The sequence below is a fragment of the Bacillus sp. REN3 genome (assembly GCF_017912555.1).
GTDB lineage: Bacteria > Bacillota > Bacilli > Bacillales > Cytobacillaceae > Mesobacillus.
This window is the reverse complement of record NZ_JAERSD010000016.1, coordinates 13,180-34,203: the sequence shown is the minus strand read 5'-3', so window position 1 is coordinate 34,203 and position 21,024 is coordinate 13,180. Positions and strand designations below refer to the sequence as shown.

Annotated in this window: 16 protein-coding genes; 1 reads left to right on the top strand and 15 read right to left on the bottom strand. The window is 46.8% G+C overall.

The genetic code is table 11. From position 1 onward, the window contains the following. Positions 1-5: 5 nt before the first annotated feature. Positions 6-839 (bottom strand): cytochrome C assembly family protein, encoded by an 834-nt coding sequence (locus JJQ88_RS14310; protein WP_210366726.1) that lies wholly within the window; start codon positions 837-839, stop codon positions 6-8. Between the two features lie 14 nt (positions 840-853). Beyond that, positions 854-2,200, bottom strand: coding sequence for a glutamyl-tRNA reductase (gene hemA, locus JJQ88_RS14305; RefSeq protein WP_210366725.1), 1,347 nt, complete (start codon positions 2,198-2,200; stop codon positions 854-856). Between the two features lie 260 nt (positions 2,201-2,460). Here hemA and JJQ88_RS14300 point away from each other — a divergent pair, with 260 nt between their 5' ends. Next, entirely contained in the window at positions 2,461-2,946 is a 486-nt protein-coding gene (locus JJQ88_RS14300) for a LiaI-LiaF-like domain-containing protein (protein ID WP_210366724.1), read from the top strand. Positions 2,947-3,010: 64 nt separating this feature from the next. Here JJQ88_RS14300 and yihA read toward each other — a convergent pair whose 3' ends face one another. The 13 genes from yihA to ilvB form a co-directional block, all read right to left on the bottom strand. After that, positions 3,011-3,592, bottom strand: a complete 582-nt coding sequence (gene yihA, locus JJQ88_RS14295) for a ribosome biogenesis GTP-binding protein YihA/YsxC (protein ID WP_210366723.1) — start codon at positions 3,590-3,592, stop codon at positions 3,011-3,013. Then, positions 3,589-5,916, bottom strand: a complete 2,328-nt coding sequence (lon, locus tag JJQ88_RS14290) for an endopeptidase La (RefSeq protein WP_210366722.1) — start codon at positions 5,914-5,916, stop codon at positions 3,589-3,591. The genes yihA and lon overlap by 4 nt, the downstream gene beginning before the upstream one ends. A 626-nt stretch (positions 5,917-6,542) precedes the next feature. Continuing rightward, on the bottom strand, positions 6,543-8,210 hold the full coding sequence (gene lonB / locus JJQ88_RS14285) for an ATP-dependent protease LonB (protein ID WP_210366721.1): 1,668 nt from the start codon (positions 8,208-8,210) through the stop codon (positions 6,543-6,545). Between the two features lie 415 nt (positions 8,211-8,625). Then, entirely contained in the window at positions 8,626-9,888 is a 1,263-nt protein-coding gene (gene clpX / locus JJQ88_RS14280) for an ATP-dependent protease ATP-binding subunit ClpX (RefSeq protein ID WP_210366720.1), read from the bottom strand. Between the two features lie 359 nt (positions 9,889-10,247). Then, on the bottom strand, positions 10,248-11,534 hold the full coding sequence (gene tig, locus JJQ88_RS14275; protein ID WP_210366719.1) for a trigger factor: 1,287 nt from the start codon (positions 11,532-11,534) through the stop codon (positions 10,248-10,250). 157 nt (positions 11,535-11,691) lie between these two features. Then, positions 11,692-12,714 carry a tetratricopeptide repeat protein gene (locus tag JJQ88_RS14270; RefSeq protein WP_210366718.1) on the bottom strand — a complete coding sequence of 341 codons (1,023 nt, stop codon included), beginning with the start codon at positions 12,712-12,714 and terminating at the stop codon, positions 11,692-11,694. 113 nt (positions 12,715-12,827) lie between these two features. Further along, entirely contained in the window at positions 12,828-13,415 is a 588-nt protein-coding gene (gene leuD, locus JJQ88_RS14265; protein WP_210366717.1) for a 3-isopropylmalate dehydratase small subunit, read from the bottom strand. Positions 13,416-13,431: 16 nt separating this feature from the next. Further along, positions 13,432-14,829 (bottom strand): 3-isopropylmalate dehydratase large subunit, encoded by a 1,398-nt coding sequence (gene leuC / locus JJQ88_RS14260; RefSeq protein WP_210366791.1) that lies wholly within the window; start codon positions 14,827-14,829, stop codon positions 13,432-13,434. Positions 14,830-14,874: 45 nt separating this feature from the next. Further along, entirely contained in the window at positions 14,875-15,987 is a 1,113-nt protein-coding gene (gene leuB, locus JJQ88_RS14255) for a 3-isopropylmalate dehydrogenase (RefSeq protein ID WP_210366716.1), read from the bottom strand. Positions 15,988-16,014: 27 nt separating this feature from the next. Beyond that, complete coding sequence (locus JJQ88_RS14250; RefSeq protein WP_210366715.1) at positions 16,015-17,553, bottom strand: 2-isopropylmalate synthase; 1,539 nt, start codon at positions 17,551-17,553, stop codon at positions 16,015-16,017. Next, entirely contained in the window at positions 17,540-18,562 is a 1,023-nt protein-coding gene (ilvC, locus tag JJQ88_RS14245; protein ID WP_210366714.1) for a ketol-acid reductoisomerase, read from the bottom strand. Before ilvC ends, JJQ88_RS14250 begins: the two co-directional genes overlap by 14 nt. A gap of 68 nt (positions 18,563-18,630) precedes the next feature. After that, on the bottom strand, positions 18,631-19,149 hold the full coding sequence (gene ilvN, locus JJQ88_RS14240; RefSeq protein WP_210366713.1) for an acetolactate synthase small subunit: 519 nt from the start codon (positions 19,147-19,149) through the stop codon (positions 18,631-18,633). After that, on the bottom strand, positions 19,146-20,858 hold the full coding sequence (gene ilvB, locus JJQ88_RS14235; RefSeq protein WP_210366712.1) for an acetolactate synthase large subunit: 1,713 nt from the start codon (positions 20,856-20,858) through the stop codon (positions 19,146-19,148). The genes ilvN and ilvB overlap by 4 nt, the downstream gene beginning before the upstream one ends. Between the last annotated feature and the right edge of the window lie 166 nt (positions 20,859-21,024).

The window sequence follows — 21,024 nt, the reverse complement described above, 5'->3', positions numbered from 1 at the left end:
TCCTTCTACTTATACCAAAAATGGAATGATGATAGTTTGCCGAATAGGAAAAAGTTAATTAATACAATCAGAAATGAAGCGATGTTCCATAGTGCGAGAGACTTTCCGTATTGTCCTTTTCCGACCTTCAAGTACAAATAAATGCTATAGGATGCAAGGACGACGAAAGACCCGATCAATTTTGCATCATACCATTCAAGGTCCGGAACCTTGATCCACGCCCATTGCAGTCCAAGAATCAGGCTGAGGATGAGCATTGGCACGCCAATGACATTCAATATGTATGATAGATAATCGAGTCTTGTCAGGTCTGGAATCCTCCATAACTGCTTCCTCCACTTTTTCCGCTTCAAAAGATCATATTGAATCAAATACAGTAAGGAAAGCACAAAGGAAATCGAGAAAGCACCGTAGGACAGAATCGCCATCGTGATATGGATCAGCAGCAATTCGGAAATCAGCTGCTCTGACATTACATGTGAATCAAACTGAACGGGTGCGAAAGTATGGATTGCCATGATGATAAAACCCAGCACATTCGTAAAAAAGACAATGAAATCTACTTTTAATAATTTGTTGATCGCGAGTGAAAGGCTCACCAGCACCCAGGCATAAAAGTAAAGCCCTTCAAAAAGGGTCAGGACTGGGAAACGGCCGATATCAAGCATATAATAAAGCAAAAACAACGACTGGATGCCCCATACAAATGCAAGTAACCAGAAGGCAATTTGATTCGCCTTCCGGTTACTGTTAAGGAAGTCAATAAAATATAAAAGTACGCTAGCTGCATAAACAACAATCGTCAACTCATGGATACGGGTGATGTATAAATCAGCCATGGCCGAATCCTCGCTTAAGGCTGAAAGGAAGCCTGAGGTGAAGGGACTCTGACCTGCTCGGTTTCAGCTGTTTTCGATTCCTGCTGTTCAGCAACTTGCTGTTCGATATTGAAGATCTTGATGAAAAGGTCAAGTGCTTCCTCAGCATCCGGCCTTGCAGCAAGTTCCTTTGCCTGGAGGATCGGATCCTTGAGAAGCTGGTTTATGATGCTCTTTGTGTGTTTGTTAAGGACCTTGATGTCCCGTTCTGATAAATGGGTAAGTTTCCGTTCGATGCTGTTCATCGTCTCTGCCTGGATTTCCAGGGCCTTTACCCTCAATGCTGAGATGACTGGGACGACTCCAAGCGTATTCAGCCAATGCTTGAACTGGACAATCTCGCTTTCAATCATGAGCAGGATTCTCTCAGCTGCTTTCTTGCGTTCCTGCAGGTTCGCCTCGACGATTCCTTCAAGGTCATCAATGTCATAAAGGAATACATTCTCAATCGAAGCGATTTCCGGATCCAGATCGCGGGGCACAGCAATGTCCACCATGAATATCGGCTTTCCTTTTCGCTGGTGCTCAACCTTCGCCATCATGTCCTTTGTCACGACGAACTCTTTGGCGCCAGTCGAACTGATCAGGATATCGGCATCTGCCAGTGCAGCCTGCAGCTCTTCCAGTGTCTTGGCCTTTCCCGAGAAGCGCGATGCCAGGTCTTCTGCCTTTTTATACGTACGGTTGATAACGGTTACCTTCTTCGCACCATTGGCGTGGAGATTTTGGATCGCCAGTTCGCCCATCTTCCCGGCCCCAAGGATCAGTACATGCTTTTGATCGAGCGAACCAAAAATCTTCTTGGCCAGTTCAACAGCGGCATAGCTTACGGAAACGGCGTTCGCGCCGATTTCTGTTTCAGAGTGGCCTCGCTTAGCCAAGGTAATCGCCTGTTTGAAAAGATGGTTGAAGACCGTTCCTGTTGTTTTCCAATCCTGTCCAAGCAAAAAGCTTGAACGAACCTGGCCGAGGATCTGGGTTTCGCCAAGCACCATTGAGTCCAATCCGCAGGATACCTTGAATAAATGCTCAATTGCTCCCTCTTGTTCATAAATGAACAGGAATGGCGTGAATTCAGCCTGTGGAATTCCAAACCACTCAGATAGGAATTCTTTTATATAATATCTGCCAGTATGGAGCTGATCGACGACAGCATAAATTTCTGTGCGGTTGCAGGTTGATACGATCACATTCTCGAGTATGCTCTTTTTATCCTTAAGCGCACTCATTGCTCCCCCGAGGGCTGCCTCAGGAAATGTCAAATTTTCGCGGATTTCGACAGGGGCAGTTTTATAGTTTAGGCCAACAACGATAATATGCATTATTAATTGACACCCCCACAGAGAAATTGCATAATTGGCTAAGGCAATTATAACATGATGGTTTTTTTCTTATTGCTAGAAATGTGAACAACTAAGGAAAACTGTTTTATATGAATTTTCAATTTAAAATTGAAAATCGGCACAGTTTCGAAATATTTCTATATCATTTATACTGTATGATGGGAAATAAACATACTCCCTATGTACCTTATCAAAGTTTGTCTGCTAATTCAAGTGAGCCTTATTGGAAGTGGTGAAGAATGAAAAATCAGAAAATAGTACCTGGAATAATCTTATTGGGATTTGGCATCTATTTTTACCTCGAGCAAGCAAAAGTATCCCTGTTCCAAGAATTCTATGACTGGCCGACCTTACTGATGATCGTCGGCATTGCCTTCCTTGTCCAGGGATATCGCGGCCGGGACTATGAATCGATATTCCCGGGAGTGATCCTAGTCGGATTCGGCATCCATTTCCATATAGTCAATCGGTTTGAACTATGGCCGGACCATCTTGGGGCATTCATTTTGATCATTGCGCTCGGTTTTTTGCTGCGCTATCAGAAGACAGGGAACGGCCTTTTCTACGGGGTCCTTTTTCTTATCATTGCAGGGATGCTATTGTTCTATGATCGTGTCACCCGCTGGTTTGGGCTGATGGGTACTGATATTTCTACCGCATGGAGATTCTGGCCCGCTGCGCTCGTTATCATTGGCATCTACCTGTTGTTCTTCAAGAAAAAATGATGAAAGCCCGCACCAATATATCTGGCGCGGGCTTTTTTGTGGCCTCAAAAGACCCAGCCTCTTGTCACATGAAACTTCCAAGGACAGACCAGGCTTTATCCTTGCCCTCCCCTGTTTCAGAGGAAAACAGGATAATAGTATCATCGGGATCGAGATTCAGTGTTTCCTTTGATATTTTTAGATGTTTTTGCCATTTCGATTTTGGTATCTTATCGGCTTTTGTGGCAATGATGACCACAGGGATTTCATAATGCTTCAGAAAGTCGTACATCATGACATCGTCATTTGTCGGCGGATGCCTTAAATCGACGATCAGCAGCACTGCTTTTAATTGTTCCCTTGCCGTGATATAGGTCTCAATCATCTTCCCCCATGCTTCCCGCTCGGATTTGGATACTTTGGCATAGCCATAGCCCGGGACATCGACAAAATGAAGCAATTCGTTAATCAGGTAGAAGTTCAATGTCTGTGTCTTTCCCGGTTTAGAAGAGGTACGGGCCAGACTTTTCCGGTTCAGCATTTTGTTGATGAAGGACGATTTCCCTACATTTGATCGTCCTGCGAGCGCGAACTCCGGAAGATTGCCTTCCGGATATTGATTCGGCTTAACAGCACTGATCACGATTTCCGCACTTGTTATTTTCATTGGGAACCACCGCTGGCAAGGGCGTGCTTCAGCACTTCATCCACATGCGATACCAACACGAATTCAAGCTCCTTACGCACACTTTCAGGTATATCATCGATGTCCTTTTCGTTTTCTTTCGGCAGAATGATTTTCGTCAAACCGGCCCTGTGCGCGCTCAGTGTTTTTTCCTTCACGCCGCCAATTGGCAAGACACGGCCTCTTAGCGTGATTTCTCCCGTCATCCCGACTTCCCTGCGAATCGATTTTCCTGATAGTGCCGATACGAGGGCTGTGGCGATTGTAATACCCGCGGAAGGTCCGTCTTTAGGGACAGCCCCTTCAGGGACGTGGATATGGATATCATTCTTCTCATGGAAATCCGGATCGATGCCCAGCTCCTTTGCCCTTGAACGGACATAGCTGAAGGCAGCCTGTGCCGATTCCTTCATGACATCTCCCAGTTTTCCAGTCAGGACGAGCTTCCCTTTCCCTGGAGACAATGACACTTCAATCTGTAGCGTGTCGCCCCCTACTGTTGTGTAAGCCAATCCGGTCGCAACGCCAACCTGGTCCTCGAGCTCTGCCTGGCCATACCTGAACTTTGGCTTGCCCAGGAATTCTTCGATATTTTTTTCATTGACGATGACACGTTTTTTGGCCCCGGAAACGACGATTTTTGCCGTCTTACGGCAAATAGCAGCAAGCTGCCTTTCAAGCGAGCGAACGCCGGACTCCCGTGTATAATATCGGATGATTTTCTGGATGCCATCATCCCTTATTTGAAGCTGCGCCTTTGACAGCCCATGGTCCTTGATCTGCCTAGGCAGCAAATGATCTTTGGCGATATGGAGTTTTTCGAGCTCCGTGTATCCCGCGATATTGATGATTTCCATCCTGTCAAGCAATGGTCCGGGAACGGTTGCCAGGTTATTTGCTGTCGCAATGAACATGACCTTTGAAAGATCATACGGTTCCTCGATATAATGGTCGCTGAAGTTGTGGTTTTGTTCAGGATCAAGTACTTCGAGCATTGCAGCTGAAGGGTCTCCCCTGAAATCGCTCGACATTTTATCAATTTCATCAAGCAGGAAGACTGGATTGACCGTACCGGATTTCTTCATTCCTTGTATGATCCTTCCAGGCATTGCCCCGACATATGTGCGCCTGTGCCCGCGGATTTCCGATTCATCCCTTACCCCGCCCAATGAAACACGGACAAAATTCCGGTTCATAGATTTCGCGATCGAACGCGCAAGGCTGGTTTTGCCGACACCCGGGGGGCCGGCAAGACAAAGGATCGGGCCCCTCAGCGAGTTTGTCAGCTGCTGGACAGCAAGATACTCTAGGACCCTCTCTTTAACCTTCTCAAGCCCATAGTGGTCCTGGTTCAGGATTTTTTCAGCTTTATTGATATCAAGGTCATCTTCCGTCGCCTTTGACCACGGAAGGGAAACGAGCCACTCGATGTAATTGCGGATGACTGCACTTTCTGCTGAAGTGGATGGAACCTTTTCATATCTGTCCAATTCCTTCAACGCCGTTTCTTTTACATGTTCCGGCATCCCGGCTAGTTCGATTTTCTCGGAAAGCTCAGCGACTTCCCCTGTCTTGCCCTCTTTTTCACCGAGTTCCTTCTGGATCGCTTTCAGCTGTTCGCGTAAGTAGTATTCCTTTTGTGTCCGCTCCATTGATCGTTTGACACGCTGGCCGATTTTCTTTTCAAGCCCAAGTACTTCTTTTTCATTATGGATGATTTCAATCACCTTGTTCATCCGTTCCTTGATATCGACGGTCTCAAGGATTTCCTGCTTTTCCTTCAGCTTGAGAGGCAAATGTGACGCGATGATATCCGCCATTCTTCCTGGTTCTTCAATATCAGATACCGAGGCATATGTTTCTGCGGATATTTTCTTGGACATCTTTATGTACTGTTCAAAGTACTCCAGCATCGTCCTCATCAATGCTTCATCTTCAACATCTTTCGTTTCCCTGTCCTCAAATGTTTTCAGCGAACAGGAGAAATGGTCTTTCCCATCAAAAAACTCGATGATTTCTGCTCTAGACAAGCCTTCAACGAGCACACGGATCGTCCCGTTAGGAAGCTTCAGCATCTGCTTCACCTTGGTGAGCGTACCCATCTGGTATACATCCTCTTCACCCGGGTCATCTATGGAAATATCTTTTTGTGTTGTTAGATAGATCAAATGGTCATCTACCATAGCCTTTTCAAGAGCCTGTACCGATTTTTCCCTTCCCACATCCAGATGGAGGACCATCGTCGGATAGACGAGAAGTCCACGAAGCGGAAGCAAAGGGACAGTGAGCTCTTTTTCCTTCGCCATGAAATTGCACCTCCAACATGCTTGAAATCAATCTATAAGCATAATTATACTTTGTTGTTCAATTCTATCGTATTTATTTTACAGTGTCTAATATTCAGGAGCATTAATATGCCCATTCACTCCTTTCTATTTTATTATCCTGTATTCGGCGTTTAAATATGTCTTTTGGACACATTCGCGGGCCGTATTTCTTTTCTGGATGTGTCCATTTATGCGGAAGTGACTTCCCTGCGGAAAGGTAATTACCATGCCGCTTTTGGACTGGTAAAACGGGATCTTATCAAGGCTGCTGAGGAACATGTGGAGGCGCGGAATATGCAATCCTGAAAATGTTTCGGGACAGATAGGGATCCAGTGGATGTCCGAACTAGTAAAACGAGAACGATCAGGCACCGATAATGCCCAATTGACTTCCCAGATAAGCATAACGGGAACTATCCGGGACTGTTAGGGGCGATATCGCTTTTCAAAAAAGCAAAATGGGAACGATTCAGGTGGGTTAAGGTTCTTATGCTTTCGATTCTAAAACCAGCCCTCAATCAGTTCCTTTTCATTGGTGGCCTCTCATTACATTCCCTTTCAAGGAAATCCGACCGCAAAAAAAGAACGCTTGGTCGGCGTTCTTTTCAGCTCGTTTCTTTTTTAGCCAAATCTGGTGCGGCTGAAAGCATTTGCTCCCTTGCATGCCCCTTGACCAGCGCGATATCGAATACTTCATCAAGGTGGGTCACCGGGATGATTTCAATATCTGTAATTTCATTCAGGATGGTCTGCATGTTTTCTTTTGGGATGATTACTTTCTTGGCGCCAGCTTTTTTCGCTGCCTTTACCTTCGGATAGACGCCCCCGATCGGTTTAACATAGCCATGGATGCTGATTTCGCCAGTCATCGCAACTGTGTTGTCCATTGGGATTTTGTAGATCGCTGAGTAGATCCCTGTTGCCATCGCGATACCAGCGGAGGGTCCGTCAATCGGCGTGCCGCCAGGGAAATTCACATGAATGTCGAATTCATCCGCCGGAACACCCATTGACCTAAGGACGGTAATGACATTTTCAATCGAACTTCTCGCCATGCTCTTCCTTCTAATCGATTTGCCCTGCCCGCCAATGCTTTCCTCATCAACAATCCCGGTAATATTTATTAATCCTTTTTCCTTTGCTTTAATGACCGTCACTTCGATTTCAAGAAGCGCTCCTGTATTCGGTCCGTATACCGCCAGCCCGTTAACAAGCCCGACAGCTGATTTTTCATTGATCCTCCGTTCCATTCTCGGTGTAAGCTGGCTTGAATGTACGACCCACTCAATTTCCTCTTCCTTTATATAGGAACGGTCATCCGTGATGGCAAGCCCAGCCGCGATTTGCACCATATTAACAGCTTCTCTTCCATTGCGGGCATAGTTCGAAAGAATTTCAATCGCAGCGTCGCTCACTGTCAAATTCACTTTCTCCGCTGCATTCCTTGCCACCTCGGCGATTTCCTCCTGGGTCAGCTCCCGGAAAAACACTTCCATACACCGCGACCTGATTGCCGGGGGAATCTCATTTGGCGTTCTTGTGGTCGCGCCGACGAGCCTGAAATCAGCGGGTAGCCCGTTTTTGAAAATATCGTGGATATGGCTTGGGATTTGGGCATTTTCTTCACTATAATAGGCGCTTTCGAGGAACACTTTTCGGTCTTCAAGTACTTTCAACAGTTTATTCATCTGGATAGGGTGCAGCTCGCCGATTTCATCAATGAAGAGAACTCCGCCGTGTGCGTTGGTCACAGCTCCCTGCTTTGGCTGTGGGATCCCGGCTTGTCCCATTGCGCCTGCCCCCTGGTAAATCGGATCATGGACTGACCCAATCAACGGATCAGCAATTCCTCTTTCATCAAACCTTGCAGTTGTTGCATCCAGCTCGACAAACACCGAGGTATCCTTGAAAGGTGTTTTCGCATTTTGCTTCGCTTCCTCAAGCACCAGTCTTGCAGCCGCTGTCTTGCCTACTCCCGGCGGTCCATAAATGATGACGTGCTGGGGATTAGGTCCGCAAAGTGCCGCTCTCAATGCTTTGATTCCATCCTCCTGGCCGACTATATCTTTGAAGCTTGATGGCCTGACTTTTTCAGCAAGGGGCTCACTAAGCGAAATCGATCTCATCTTTTTCAGCTGCTCCATTTCTTTCCTGGATTCTCGGTCGATCGACACTTTTTGAGTCCTTTGATTCCTAAGCAAATTCCAGAAATACAGCCCGATGACAATCCCAAAAAACAGCTGTATGAATAAGGCGATACCGGTCCAACTCAAAATAGATTCCCTCCCAAAATTGATGACTGTCCGCTTTACCCTAGTTTCCCCTTCGGCTGGCCAAAATAAACAATATATCCAATGAAATTTCCAACAGGATATTTACTGAAAAAATCATCGGAAAAGAATAAAGTTATGCTGCGACATAGAGAAGAATGGCGATTTTCCTGTGCCACATTCTTTTTAAGAGGCGTTCTTTTTCCGGTTGCGCTAAAAAGCTAATAGTGCTTTCGGTGCTTCCCCAGGTAATGGCCTAAATCATATAATGCTCCGGCTGAATGTGGTCGGACTGAACTGGTTTTAACCCCGAATCGATGGTACTTTAAGCTAAAAATTGTTCGATGTTCCAGTTAAACTTCTGATTTTCACAACAAAAAACCCGATGACAGATCATCGGGTTTTCGAATCATGACTATTATGCAGAGTCCCTTTCATCCTCGATGACAGTTCCGTCTTCAAGGATAAGCTTTGGAGCCACATTTTTCTCGATTGTTTCTTTTGTGATGATGCACTTGACAATGTCGTCACGAGATGGCAAATCAAACATGACATCGAGCATGACGCTTTCGATGATTGAACGAAGGCCACGCGCACCGGTCTTCCTTTCGATTGCCCTTTTTGCGATTTCAATCAGGGCATCATCCTCGAACTCAAGCTCCACATTATCCAGCTCAAGCATCTTTTGATATTGCTTCACCAATGCATTTTTTGGCTTCGTCAGGATTTCAACAAGAGCGTCTTCATCAAGAGGAGTCAGGCTGGCGATGACTGGCAGACGGCCGATGAATTCTGGAATCAATCCGAATTTCAACAAGTCTTCTGGAAGTACCTTTGATAGGAGTTCTTTCTTGTCCAGCTCTTCCTGTTTCGTATCGGCACCGAAGCCGATCACTTTTTGTCCCAGGCGGCGTTTGATGATGGACTCGATGCCATCGAATGCTCCGCCGCAAATGAACAGGATATTCGTCGTATCAATCTGGATGAATTCCTGATGCGGATGTTTCCTTCCTCCTTGTGGCGGCACACTGGCGACTGTGCCTTCAAGGATTTTAAGCAAGGCTTGCTGAACGCCTTCACCAGATACATCCCTTGTTATCGAAGGATTCTCTGATTTCCTGGCGATTTTATCGATTTCGTCGATATAGATGATCCCTTTTTCAGCTTTTTCCACATCGTAATCAGCTGACTGGATCAGCTTCAATAAGATGTTCTCAACATCTTCCCCAACATAGCCTGCTTCTGTAAGGGAGGTAGCGTCAGCAATCGCGAACGGAACATTCAAGATGCGAGCCAGGGTTTGGGCAAGCAATGTTTTTCCGCTCCCAGTCGGTCCAATCATCGCAATATTGCTTTTTGAAAGCTCGACCTCATCAATCTTGCTATTCGAATTGATCCGTTTATAATGGTTGTAAACAGCAACAGACAGGTTCTTCTTTGCCTGGTCCTGCCCGATTACATACTCATCCAGAATATCGCGGATTTCCTTTGGCTTTGGTACATCTTTGAATTCAACTTCTTCCTCTGTGCCCAGCTCTTCTTCCACGATTTCAGTGCATAACTCGATACACTCGTCACAAATATAGACGCCAGGCCCCGCAACCAGCTTGCGGACTTGTTCCTGGGTCTTGCCGCAGAAAGAACACTTAAGCTGTCCTTTTTCATCATTAAATTTGAACAATGCCTTCACCCCTTGAATACTTCTAAACAATATATAAAGCTGCGATTCATAAGCAAACGAAATGTTACTTAACGGTTTTTCTGCTGGAGTGCCAGCAGTTATGTATTGCATTGTATCATATATTCCCAGCATACAGGAAATGATAACACTCGATATGGACAACTTTCGCGCTTATGAATCCTTCCAAAAAATATGTACTAAAACATCTTATCCAGAAACATGCCTGTTAAGTCGGCAGAATGGAAATTACTGAAAATTTTATGTATGTATATGCCACAAAACCGTTAAAATAACCATTTTTATTGTAGAAAACAAGGCACGAGCAACTCGCGCCTTGTTTCCTATTTGTCCTGATTCTATTATGCAACAGTTTTGCTGTTTTCTACAAGGAAATCAACTGCTTTTTTCAATTGAAGATCGCCCTTCAAGCCTTCAATGCTGCCAAGTGCTGCTTTGATGTTATCAACAGTCATATTGTACATTTCAGCCATCTTTTCAAGTTCAGCATTGACTTCTTCATCTGTAACTTCAATGTTCTCAGCTTTTGCGATTGCCTCAAGCGTCAGGTTCGCGCGTACACGGGAAGCTGCATCTTCCTTCATCTGTCCGCGAAGGGCTCCTTCATCTTGCCCTGAGAACTGATAATAAAGCTCAAGGTTCATGCCTTGCATCTGAAGGCGCTGTTCGAATTCATTCACCATGCGGTCGATCTCAGTCTCAACCATCGCATCAGGAATTTCGATTTCAGCATTTTCGGCTGCCTTTTCGACTACAGTATCACGTACGTGGTGTTCTTTCTGATGCTCCTTGTCGTGAGCCAGGCGATCCTTGATCTTTGTTTTCAGTTCTTCGAGAGTCTCAACTTCTTCATCTGCATCTTTCGCGAACTCATCATCCAGTTGAGGAAGCTCTTTCCCTTTGATTTCATGTACCTTCACTTTGAATACCGCGGGCTTCCCTGCTAGGTCAGCAGCATGGTATTCTTCCGGGAAAGTTACTTCTACGTCTTTTTCTTCGCCGGTGCCAGTTCCAACCAGCTGGTCTTCAAAACCAGGGATGAAAGAACCTGTTCCGAGCTCAAGAGAGTAGTTTTCCGCTTTGCCGCCTTCGAATGCTTCTCCATCGACGAAACCTTCGAAATCGATAACGACAGTATCGCCTTCAGAAGCTGTTCCCTCTTCTTTGACAACCAGTTCTGCCTGTCGTTCCTGCATCTGTTTCAATTCATTTTCAACTTCTTCATCTGTTACATTTGTATCAAATGCTTCTACTTCAATTCCTTTATATTCGCCAAGCTTCACTTCAGGCTTCACTGTTACTGTCGCCTTGAAGATGAGGCTTTTGCCTTTTTCAATTTGCTCTACATCGATTTCAGGGCGGTCAACAGGCTCGATTCCTGTTTCAGCGATGGCATTCGCATATGCTTCCGGAAGAAGGATATCGATGGCATCCTGATACAATGATTCTACGCCAAAGCGCTTCTCGAACATTTGGCGCGGCATTTTTCCTTTGCGGAATCCCGGCACATTAATTTGCTTAACGACTTTTTTGAATGCAGCGTCAAGCCCCTGGCCGACTTTTTCCGCTTCAACTTCAATTGTCAGAACCGCTTGGTTCCTCTCTACTTTTTCCACTTTTGCAGACATACTATTTCCCTCCAACAATCTATTATCATTTTCATTCGACGATGAATATCTCTTGTCATCCAAGCAATATTCCAGATTTAAATGTAAAATAGAATGATTTTTACATAATACAACCACTACATTATAACACAGGTTTCTTCTGTTTCAACAGCCATGATTATATTATCGGGTAAGAAATTTCTTCTAGCATTCTGATAAAAGATAGGGCCTCCTCCGCTACTTCCACGCTGCAATTGTAAATCTCGGCGAATGATTCCAACTGGTCCTCAAAGCCATAATATTCATTGGCAATGAAATGATAGGCTGAAGCCCACGCTTCAGCTTGTTTTTCCGGCAACATAAAAGGATAGACGAGGAAGAAATTCCTTTCAATCAGGCTGAGAATATTTTCATACAAGACAGGATCATCATTTTCAATTTGATCGCTTAACAGCTTTGTGACTTCATTCATCGCGATATAATCCTTTATGTCAGGGAGCTTCGCGGGGATGAATGAACTTTTCCAGCCAAATTTGCGAACATCCAATTCTTCTGCATATTCTTGTTCTCTTAATATATTCAACAACATGGTTTTTTGAAAAGGATGACCTTCTTCAGAAGCAACGTACTTCCTTATTTCTTCTATATATGGACGAATATTTTCTTTTGCCAGCCTGGCAGCGACCATCACCTGTTCCTTTGGATCTTCATAATCGAATAAACTGAACCCAAGCTCTTCCGACTCTTTCTCAAGTGACAGGGAAGCTTCCTTACCCCCCGACCCATTCTGCATCTTCTTTCCGAATTCAAGCATCCTGGTGAAATGCTCAAGCTTATCCGCCGGAACCTCCCGTTCCTCAAGGAGCGCTTCAATCGTGGAAACTACCTCATCATATTGATTCATTTGGACAAGAATCATTAAATAGAGGTCAATGACCTGGATGTAATCACCTAATCCGCCCTGGAGCATTTCAACAGCAACCTCTTTCGCCTGCTCTGCATTACCTGATTCATAGTTTGCAAGGACAAGTCCAACGTAGATATCACTATTATCCGGGTTATGTTCAAGGGCCTGCTCTAAATATTGGATTGCATCCCTGTACTTCCTTTGCTTCAAATAATCAAGGCCCTTTTCCAACAGACGTTTTTCAAGTCCCGGGAACAGGATGACATTATCATTTTTAGCGTCCCGTTTATTCATAAACATACCGCCTTATTCTCATTTTTTATTGAGGTTAGTTTAGCATGAATCAGGAAAAAAACAAAAAGATTCACAGGCAGCGCCTGTGAATCCAGCAATCCTTAAGTTTTTTTCTAAGCAAGACAATGTTCTTTCTCGAAATTTTCAATCTGCTGCTCCAATTGGAGCGTCAATTCGATTTCATCCCAGCCATTCAGCAGCATGTTATACCAGTAGGGGTGAATTTCAAAGCTTGATTCAAATCCCCTTTCATCCTTGACTGACTTTTGTTCCAATGAGACGGTCATTTCATAAGGCTGGGTTTTCGTCTGTTCCAATAAATAGTCCACTTTTTCCTCACTCAAAACAATCGGAAGCACTCCATTCTTCAGGCAGTTCTGCCGGAAGATATCAGCAAACGACGGGGCAATGATAACTTTAAATCCGTAGTCCTGCAATGCCCATGGCGCATGCTCCCTTGAAGAACCGCAGCCAAAGTTGTGCTTTGCTATCAAAATCGAAGCATTTTCATTCCCTGGCAGATTGAGTTCGAACTTTTCGTCAGGCTGGCCGTCTGGACGGAATCGCCAATCGTAAAATAAGAATTGTCCAAATCCTGTCTTTTCTATCCTTTTCAGGAATTGTTTAGGGATAATCTGATCTGTATCGACGTTTGACCGGTCCATGCCGATCGCTTTCCCGGTGAATTTTCTAAAGCTCATGAAACGCTCCTTCCTGCTAGACTGCAGCGCCAGCGAGTGTTCTGACATCTACAAAGCGGCCATGGATTGCAGCCGCGGCAGCCATTGCCGGGCTGACAAGGTGGGTACGCGCTCCTGCACCCTGCCTGCCTTCGAAGTTCCGATTTGAAGTCGAGGCGCAATGTTCCTGCGGAAGCACGACATCGGCGTTCATGCTCAGACACATGCTGCACCCCGATTCTCTCCATTCAAACCCCGCCTCGATGAAAATCCTGTCAAGTCCCTCTGCTTCAGCGAGCAGTTTGACATTCTGCGACCCTGGCACAACGATTGCCTGCACACCAGGGGCAGTTCTTTTCCCATGTACGATCTCTGCTGCGGCCCGTAAATCCTCCAGCCTTGAGTTAGTACACGAACCAATAAATACCTTGGTCACCTGGATGTCCGTGATCGCCTGCCCTTCTTCTAGCCCCATATATTCAAGGGCACGGCAGACTGAATTTTTCTCTGCCTCACTATGGCATTCGTGCAAAAAAGGAACTCTGCCTGAGGCAGGCGCAGTCATCGAGGGATTTGTGCCCCAGCTAACCATTGGTTCAACTTCACCGCCATCAATCTCGATTTCCGCATCATAGAAAGCGTCAGGATCCGAAGCAAGCTGAGCCCATTCCCTGGTAAGGGAATCAAACGCGGCACCCTCTGGAACATACTTCCTTCCCCTTAAATAAGCAAATGTCTTTTCATCAGGCGCTACGACAGATGCTTTCGCGCCGCCTTCGATCGACATATTGCAGATCGTCATTCTCTCCTCCATCGACATGCGCCTGATGGCCTCTCCGCAAAATTCGATTACATATCCAGTTCCAAAGTCCACTCCATACCTGCTCAAAATATACAGGATAACATCTTTGGCGCTAACGCCTTGCCCGAGCCTGCCGCTTACTTCGACCTTCATCGTCCTTGGCTTTGTCTGCCACAATGTTTGTGTAGCAAGAACATGCTCGACTTCGCTTGTTCCAATTCCAAAAGCAAGCGAACCAAAAGCACCATGTGTCGATGTATGGCTGTCACCGCAGACAATAGTCATTCCCGGTTTCGTCAACCCGAGTTCAGGGCCGATCACGTGTACGATTCCTTGATCAGGGCTATTCAAATCCGCAAGCTGGATCCCGTATTCCTGGCAATTCTTGCGCAATGTATCCATTTGGTTCTTTGCGACAGGGTCAAGAATCCGGGTCCGGTCCACCGTGGGAACATTGTGGTCCATTGTGGCGAATGTCAAATCCGGTCTCCTGACAGCTCGATTTTTCATCCTGAGCCCTGAAAAAGCTTGAGGGGAAGTTACTTCATGGACTAAATGCAAATCTATATAAATAAGGTCTGGCTTTCCTTCTTCCTTGTGGACAACATGCCTTTCCCAGATTTTATCAATCATTGTTTTCCCCAATACCGGACGCCTCCTTTCCTTCTTTTTTAAAAGTCATGCATATACACCCATGATATTCATGATTGCTTCATTATCCAGCAAAGCCGCCTTGATTTCATCAGTCATCTCCTGAGTTGTCAGCGGCACCGCTCCATCCCTCGCGATATCGCGTGTCCTGCTCCCCGAATCGAGCACCTGGGAAACAGCATGCTCAACCGCATCAGCTTCCTCTTTTAGCCCGAATGAAAGCCTCAACATCATCGCCACCGACAAGATCATCGCAATTGGATTTGCGGCATTCTGACCGGCAATATCCGGCGCGGATCCATGAATTGGCTCATAAAGATATGGTCCATTTGCCGAAATGCTTGCAGAAGGAAGCATTCCAAGCGAGCCTGTCAGTACGGAAGCTTCATCGCTCAGGATGTCGCCAAACATGTTCTCAGTGACCATAACATCGAACTGGCGAGGGTTTTTGATTAACTGCATAGCTGCGTTATCCACGAGCATATGGTCAAGCTCGATACCAGGAAAATCCTTAGCAATTTCTTCAGCAGTCTCACGCCACATCCTGCTTGATTCAAGAACATTGGCCTTGTCGACAGAAGTTACCTTGCCTCTTCGTCCAGATGCCAATTTGAAGGCATAGCGCAGAACTCTTTCCATTTCTTTCTTCTTGTAAAATAATGTATCGACCGCGGAGGCTTCCCCTTTCTCTACAGTCCTCTCACTTGGTTTCCCGAAGTAAAGGCCGCCTGTGAGTTCACGGACAACCACCATATCAGCACCTTCGATCACTTCCCTACGCAATGGTGAAATATCGGAAATGCTGGAGTAGTAATGGACTGGGCGGATATTGGCATACAGCCCAAGATCCTTCCTGATCTTCAATAGGCCTTTTTCAGGCCTGATATGTCCTGGCAGCCGATCCCATTTTGGTCCTCCGACCGCTCCCAGAAGGACAGCATCACTTGATTTGCACAGGTCGATCGTTTGCTGCGGAAGGGGTGTGCCATGTTCATCGATCGCGTTCCCGCCGATTTCACCATAAGTAAACTGGAACTTATGGCCAAACAGCTCCCCCGCTGCCTGTAGGACGCTGACTGCCCCCTTTGTTACTTCTTTGCCTACGCCATCTCCTGGCAGGACTGCGATCCTTTTATGCATTACACTCGCCTCCAATTTTTCATTTTTTTATCCAGTTACTGCCACTTTTTTGTTTTCCTCCAAATATAAAACTCTGTTCACAGCATTCAAGTACGCTTTTGCCGATGCTTCAAGTACATCCTGCGCTAGCCCTCTGCCGCTCGTTTCCACATCGCCGAACCTAAGCTTTACATACACCTGGGCAAGAGCGTCCCTACCGGCACCGACTGATTGAATCCTATAGTCAAGCAAGTTCGTCCTTTCATCCATGCATTTTTCAAGGGTGTTGTATAAAGCTTCGATGCTCCCCGAACCTGTCGCCGCCTCCTGGATCTGCTCGTTTTGACAGCCTGAAAGCGTGACCGTCGCAGTAGGGACCTGGTTTGTTCCGTATTGCACCTGGATGGAGTCTAGCCGATAATACTGCTTCTCTTTGGCAAGTTTCTCTTCCAGGATGATTGCAGCCAGGTCTTCGTCCGTCATTTCTTTTTTCCGGTCTGCGAGTTCTTTAAAAACTGAGAATAAATGATTTATTTCCTGCTCCGGAACCGTAAGCCCCATTTCAATCAGGCGGTTGCGGAATGCATGCCTGCCTGAGTGCTTTCCGAGTACCATTGAATTATTCTGGAGACCGACGAGTTCAGGTGATATGATTTCATAGGTCGTTTTCTCCTTCAAAACGCCATCCTGATGGATCCCGGATTCATGGGCAAAAGCATTCCTGCCGACAACAGCCTTATTAGCCGGTACAGCCATCCCCGTCAATTTGCTGACAAGACTGCTCGTTCGGCTGATTTCCTTGAGGTTCATCCTCGTTTCCGCCTGATAAAAATCTTTCCGGATATGGAGGGCTACCGCGAATTCTTCAAGTGCAGCATTCCCGGCCCGTTCCCCGATTCCATTGATCGTGCCTTCTACTTGGGTTGCCCCTGCGGAAACGCCAGCAAGTGTGTTCGCAATTGCCATCCCGAGATCATCATGGCAATGGGTGGACAATTCAATATTATTAATAGAAGGAACATGATCCTGCAGGTATCTGAAAATATTGCCGTATTCCTGGGGTGAAATGTATCCGACTGTGTCGGGGATGTTGATCACATGTGCCCCGGCCTTGATTACTTCCTCAACGATTTCCGCCAGAAAATCAAGCTCTGTCCGACATGCATCCTCAGCTGACCATTGAATGACAGGAAACTTCGCCGCCGCATACTTCACGCTCCTGACTGCAGTCTCGATGACTTCTTCCTTTGTTTGCTTCAGCTTATGCACCCTGTGGATCGGGGAGGTGGCGATGAATACATGGAGCCTGGGCTCTGCACCATGCCTTAACGCTTCCCATGCCGCATCAATATCCGTCATTACCGATCGCGCCAAGCCTGTTACCGAACAGCCTGTCACCGTACGGGCAATTTCCGAGACGGATGCAAAATCCCCTTTCGAAGCTGCTGGAAATCCCGCTTCGATAATGTCGACATTCAACCGTTCCAGTTGTCTGGCAATTTCAAGCTTCTCTGAAAGATTTAAGTTGACACCGGCTGACTGTTCGCCATCCCGCAATGTTGTATCAAAAATTTTAATTTTTTGCACTAGTAGCCACTTCTCTCTGTTTTTCTTTATTGACGAAAGGCATCATCTTCCTGAGTTCCCTTCCTACCACCTCAATTTGATGGCGATTTTCTTTTTCATTGATCGCGTTGAACACCGGTCGGCCTGCTTCATTCTCGGATATCCAGCCTTTAGCGAAGTTGCCCTCCTGGATATCTTCCAGTACCTTTTTCATTTCGTCCTTCACTTGTTCATTCACGACTCTCGGGCCGCTGACAAAATCTCCCCATTGGGCGGTGTCTGAGATAGAGTAACGCATTCCTTCAAGTCCGCCTTCGTACATAAGGTCGACAATCAGCTTCAGCTCGTGCATCGTTTCGAAATAGGCCAGTTCTGGCTGGTAGCCTGCTTCAACAAGAGTTTCAAACCCAGCTTTGACGAGCGATGTCAGCCCCCCGCAAAGGACTGCCTGTTCCCCGAACAAGTCGGTTTCTGTCTCCTCTTGGAATGACGTTTCCAACGCTCCCGCACGCAACGCCCCGATTGCTCTGGCGTAGGCAAGCGCGAGTTCCCTGGCTTCCCCTGTTACATCCTGATGGACCGCAAATAGTGCTGGCACTCCCGCGCCTTCCTGGTACGTCCTCCTTACCAGGTGTCCTGGCCCCTTTGGAGCAACAAGCAGGACATCACAAGATTCCGGTGGGACAATTTGCTTGAAATGGACATTGAAGCCATGCGCGAACATGAGCGATTGATTATTCAGCTGCGGCTCGATTTCATTTTTATAAACAGCTGGCTGAAGTTCGTCAGGCAAAAGGATCATAACCGCATTGGATTCAGCAACTGCCTCAGCTACCGTTTTGACATCGAACCCATCCTTGGCAGCTTTCTCCCATGACTTTCCCTGCCTGAGACCGACGACCACATCGACTCCACTATCGCGAAGGTTTTGTGCATGTGCATGCCCCTGTGAACCGTAACCGATTACGGCCACCTTCTTCCCGTTGAAATATGCTTCATTTGCATCTCCGTTATAATACATCTTTGCCATTTTCCCTCTCCCCTTCTTCTGATTAGTTTTTTAAGATTGGCTATTTGTACATTTCTTCAAAAATCCGCTTAGACAAGCGAGTACGTCATCTTCTGCTGGCTTGAACGCTGGTTCCCGCGCGGGAAGGCTGTTGTCCCTGTCCGGGCCAGTTCCCTGATTCCGTATGGCTTGATCAAATCAATGAACGCCTCGATTTTATCGGCCTCGCCTGTCAGCTGGATAATGATGCTGTCCTTGCTCACATCGATCACTGATGCCCGGAACGGTTCAATCAACGAGTAAAGTTCCGAGCGGTTGTGCGGAAGTACCGGAACTTTGACGAGAGCAAGTTCCCTTGCAACAATCGCCTGGTCGCTGATATCTGCCACTTTAATGACGTCAATCTGTTTGTTAAGCTGTTTTGTGATTTGCTCGGCCATCCTCTCGTCTTCGACATGGATGACACAAGTCATGCGTGAGATGCCCTCCTGTTCTGCCGGGCCGACAGAGATGCTCTCGATGTTATAGTTTCGCTTAGTGAACAAATTCGTGATCCTGTTCAGCACCCCTGGCCTGTTCAAAACTGTCAGCGTGATGATTCTTTTCATTTCTTCACACCCACCATTTCATGGATTCCTTTTCCTGGCGCTATCATCGGATAGACATTTTCGCCGCCATCGATCTTAAAGTCGAATAGAACAGGCTCTCTGTCATTGATGACTTGCTCGAGGATTTCATTTGCCTCCTCAAAGGAATTGATTTCATAAGCTTTTATGCCATAGGCGTCAGCGAGCTTGACGAAGGATGGCTGGACTGGGATTTTGCTGTGGGAATACCGTTCGTCGTAAAAAATTTCCTGCCACTGCCTTACCATTCCGAGAGATTTGTTATTAAAGATCGCGATTTTTATCGGCAGCTGATATTCAGCAATGACCGCCAGTTCCTGTGTCGACATCTGGAACCCTCCGTCGCCGAGTACCGCTATGACATTTGCTTGCGGATTGGCGAACTGGGCGCCAATGCTTGCCGGAAGGCCAAATCCCATCGTCCCTAGGCCACCGGAGGTAACCCAGCAGTCAGCCTTCTGGAATGGGTAATATTGCGCCGCCCACATTTGATGCTGGCCGACATCGGTAACAATGATTGCTTCTCCGCCTGTTTTCTTATGCAGCAGCTCCATGACCTGCTGTGGCTTCAATATGCCGTTCTCTTCATAATAATAGGGATATTGTTCTTTCCAGGATGCGATCGTCTCCTTCCATTCTGACTGCTGCGGCGGCTTTCCATCCTGCCTGATCAGCTGTTCCAGCGCTGCTCTAGCATCCCCGACAACTGGAATATGAGTTGGAACATTCTTGCCAATTTCCGCCGGGTCTATATCGATATGGGCTACTGTTGCCTTTGGCGCGAAATGCTTAAGGTTTCCTGTAAGCCGGTCATCGAACCTGGCACCAATGTTGATCAGCAGGTCGCAATGGTATAGTGCCATGTTTGCCGTATAACAGCCATGCATGCCTGCCATCCCAAGGAACAGTTCGTGACCTGCAGGAAATCCTCCAAGCCCCAAAAGCGTGTGGACGACAGGAAGACCTTGCTGTTCAGCATATTCTTTCAGTTGATCCGAAGCTTTTGCGTGCAGGACGCCTGCGCCAGCCAGGATGACTGGCCTTTTCGCACGGCTTACCGCATCTGCAAGTTTCCTTACCTGAAGGTAATTTGGCTCCACGGTTGGCTGATACCCAGGAAGGGAAACCTCTTGTTCTTCAGGCTCCTCTGCCAGCGAGACTGCCATATCCTTTGGAAAATCGATGACAACAGGTCCCGGCCGCCCGCTTGTGGCAATATAGAATGCTTCTTTGATAATCCGCGGGATGTCTTTTGGATCACGTACCTGGTAGTTGTATTTGGTGATTGGGGTTGTAATCCCAATGATGTCTGCCTCCTGGAAGGCATCTGTCCCTATGACCCCCGTTGCCACCTGGCCAGTGAAAACGATGAGCGGCAATGAATCCATCATCGCGTCCGCAAGGCCAGTGATGATATTAGTTGCCCCTGGACCGGATGTAGCAATAACCACTCCTGGTTTCCCGCTGATCCTTGCGTACCCTTCAGCAGCATGGATTCCGCCCTGTTCATGCCTGGGCAGTACATGCAGGATTTTCGAATCGTATAATTTGTCATAAATCGGGAGAACCGCTCCTCCTGGATAGCCAAATATGACCTCAACGTTTTCCCTCTCCAGTGCTTTCAGCAACAAATCCGCTCCACTAAGGCTTGCCTGTGACTGTGTTTCCTCCAAGGCAGCTTCCTGCAACATTGAATGATCCTCCTTTTAACTTCATGATAAAAAGCCCCTTCCATCCCCAAATGCCTGGCTCTGCCAGGCAAAGGGATGAAAGAGGCTATTAACACCTATTCCACGGTACCACCCTTCTTCACGCTTAACGCGTGCGCTCACGGCAGCTGCTGCTGCCTTTTAGATA